The organism is Novosphingobium sp. PC22D, assembly GCF_002556635.1.
Classification (GTDB): domain Bacteria; phylum Pseudomonadota; class Alphaproteobacteria; order Sphingomonadales; family Sphingomonadaceae; genus Novosphingobium.
In genome coordinates this window covers 1-1,028 of the sequence record NZ_MWMO01000051.1, presented here as the reverse complement: position 1 = coordinate 1,028, position 1,028 = coordinate 1, and the positions used below count along the sequence as shown (strand labels likewise).

The window sequence follows — 1,028 nt, the reverse complement described above, 5'->3', positions numbered from 1 at the left end:
ATCAGCGCTGATCGTGATCGGCGCAACGAGACCTTCTGGCCGTTTTCCGCCGCTGCTTCCCGACCTAGGACGTTGTCGCTGACGATCGTGTGGGGACGTGCTATCCGCTCGAACACGGCTGCATCGAGCTCACGCCCGACCCGCGCGCCGGAGATCGACGTATCGGCGATAAGGCGCACGCACTCCCGGCTGTAGTCGTCGACCACGGCGAAGATGCGGAACCTGCGTCCGCAGGCGAAGGCATCGGATACGAAGTCCAGGCTCCAGCGCTGGTTCGGGCCCTGCGGGATCACCATCGGTGCTCGCGTGCCCAAGGCCCGCTTGCGACCGCCACGGCGGCGCACCTGCAACCTCTCTTCGCGATAGAGCCGCCGGAACTTCTTGTGGTTCATGGCCCATCCTTCCCGGCACAACAGCCAGTGCAGCCTCCGGTAGCCGAACCGACGGCGCTGACTGGCCAACTCGCCGATACGCTCGCGCGCCTCCGCGTCGTCAGGCCGACGACTGACGTAGCGCACCATTGTCCGGTCCACGCCCAGCACCGCGCAGGCACGACGCTGGCTCACCTCGAAGACCTCCTGGAGATGAGCCAACGCCTGCCGTCTGGCACCGGGCGCTAGAATTTTTTTGCGCTGATCTCCTTGAGCATCGCGTTGTCGAGCATCGAGTCCGCCAGCAGCTTCTTCAGCCGCTCATTCTCCTGCTCCAGCTGACGCAGGCGCCTCGCCTCGGACACCTCCAGCCCGCCATACTTCGACTTCCATTTGTAGAAGGTCGCCGAACTGATCCCGTGGCGGCGGCACACATCCGCCGTCGGCATCCCAGCCTCCTGCTCCTTCAAAACAGCGAAGATCTGCTCCTCGCTGAACCTGCTCCGCTTCATCTCGTCCGTCTCCTCGCCAGGGCCGGACTCTACTCAACGCTGGAGGAAATCTAGGGGCTCAGACCAGGCTAGGTGTTTGGTCCCAGCATGTGATGGGTTGGTTGAACGATAAAGACATCGGGCTTTGATTTCCAGAGTTCATCGA

1 pseudogene is annotated in these 1,028 nt (G+C 63.1%); it reads right to left on the bottom strand.

Going from position 1 to position 1,028, the window contains the following annotated elements:
- Positions 1 to 71: 71 nt before the first annotated feature.
- Positions 72 to 883: pseudogene (locus B2G71_RS23565) on the bottom strand (IS3 family transposase); the annotation flags it as partial.
- Positions 884 to 1,028: the final 145 nt, after the last annotated feature.